The organism is Actimicrobium sp. CCI2.3 (genome assembly GCF_035019065.1).
Taxonomy (GTDB): domain Bacteria; phylum Pseudomonadota; class Gammaproteobacteria; order Burkholderiales; family Burkholderiaceae_D; genus Actimicrobium.
Genome location: NZ_JASJWR010000077.1, coordinates 1 through 1,422, shown reverse-complemented (window position 1 = coordinate 1,422; position 1,422 = coordinate 1). Strand labels below are relative to the sequence as shown.

The 1,422-nt window shown below is 54.9% G+C and carries 1 protein-coding gene; it reads right to left on the bottom strand.

Annotated features, from left to right (window positions below):
- Window positions 1–30: 30 nt before the first annotated feature.
- Complete coding sequence (locus QN370_RS20500) at window positions 31–1,053, bottom strand: IS110 family transposase (RefSeq protein WP_322126329.1); 1,023 nt, start codon at window positions 1,051–1,053, stop codon at window positions 31–33.
- Window positions 1,054–1,422: the final 369 nt, after the last annotated feature.

The window sequence follows — 1,422 nt, the reverse complement described above, 5'->3', positions numbered from 1 at the left end:
GTAGATACTCTGTTCAAAAGCAAGCCTTTTTCAGGTTGAAGAGCGAATCATTTGAGCAGGGACCGCATAGAATCGCGTGTTATCAAAAGGCTGATTGTTGGTAAGCATTCCGTGCAAAGCGTGCAGCAGTTTGCGCATCACGGCGCAGACGCCCTGCATGGGGGTTTTGCCCATGCCGATGAGATGTTCGAAATAGGCTTTGACGTACGGATCATGGGCCTTTGCGCTCAGAGCGGGCATGTACAAGGCGGCGCGAATGTAGTGATTGCCGGCCTTGGAAATGCGCGCTTTTTTATCAACGCTGGTGCCGGAGCGAAAGTGTTTCGGATCGAGCCCGGCGAACTTGACCCATTGCGCATGAGACAGTCCAGCAGGCAGCAAGAGCAGCTCGCCGAGCAAGGCGATGGCACTGGTATTGGCGATGCCTTTGACGCCCAGCAGGAGCGTAAATGGGGCCAGCAACTCCGGGGTGGCGTGAATGAGTTCGAGAGTTGCTGCCGTCAAGATGGCGAGACGTTTTTCGAGTTGCGTCACAGCCAGTGCCACGTCTTGCATGACCACTTTGGGAGTGCTGGCAATAAATGACAGGGCATGCGACTGATTTTTCGAGATGGTTTTTAGATCGGTCAGGGCATGGATGCGGCGTGAGAATGCTCTCAAGGCCAGAACTGCGTCGGTGGGGCGCACCCAAGGCTGGAAAGGCATGCGCTGGGCGAACTGCGCCAGGGTATCGGCATCGACGTTATCGGTTTTGCTGTGCTTGCCCAGCACCTTGGCAAAGTTATGCGAGCGCTGTGGATTAATCACCATGAGCGGTATTCCGGCATCGTGGAGCGCGATGGTCACATCCATCGAGTAGACGCCAGTGGCCTCCAGACAGACCGTACAGTCCGGGCTGGCTGCCAGCTTCTGCAGCAGCCGACGGTGGTGGGCAGGGGTATTGGGAAACGACTGTGCTGGGCTGGACTTCTCGCCTGTACGCAAAACCAGAACCAGTTCAGCGGCGCCGACATCGATACCGGCAAACACTTTTTTGTGCGTGATGGAAGTCATGATGCTTTCTCCTTGTGAGTGGACTACACTGTTCACTGGTTCTCCGACCCTGCATACGCGCCTGCCATCCTTGTCGATACAGGCTCTAAGCCTTCGATACTCCACGGCATTGGCGAATAGGGCGGGGAGCCAATCTACAGAACAAGCTCGGACACACGGTCCGGCTTAAGGGTGCAACGGCTTCCCCAATGAACTCTTGCAGGTTACGCCAATGGCGCTGGTCTGCACTTTTCCGAACGGCTATCCAAGAAGACCGAAGTGCCGCATCAAAGATACCTACAGTCGCGCTACGCGCTCTTTCCGATATCTTTGATGCCACATCAATCTAATCAAAATCAACCGTTAAAAACAGCATACAAGGGTGCAATA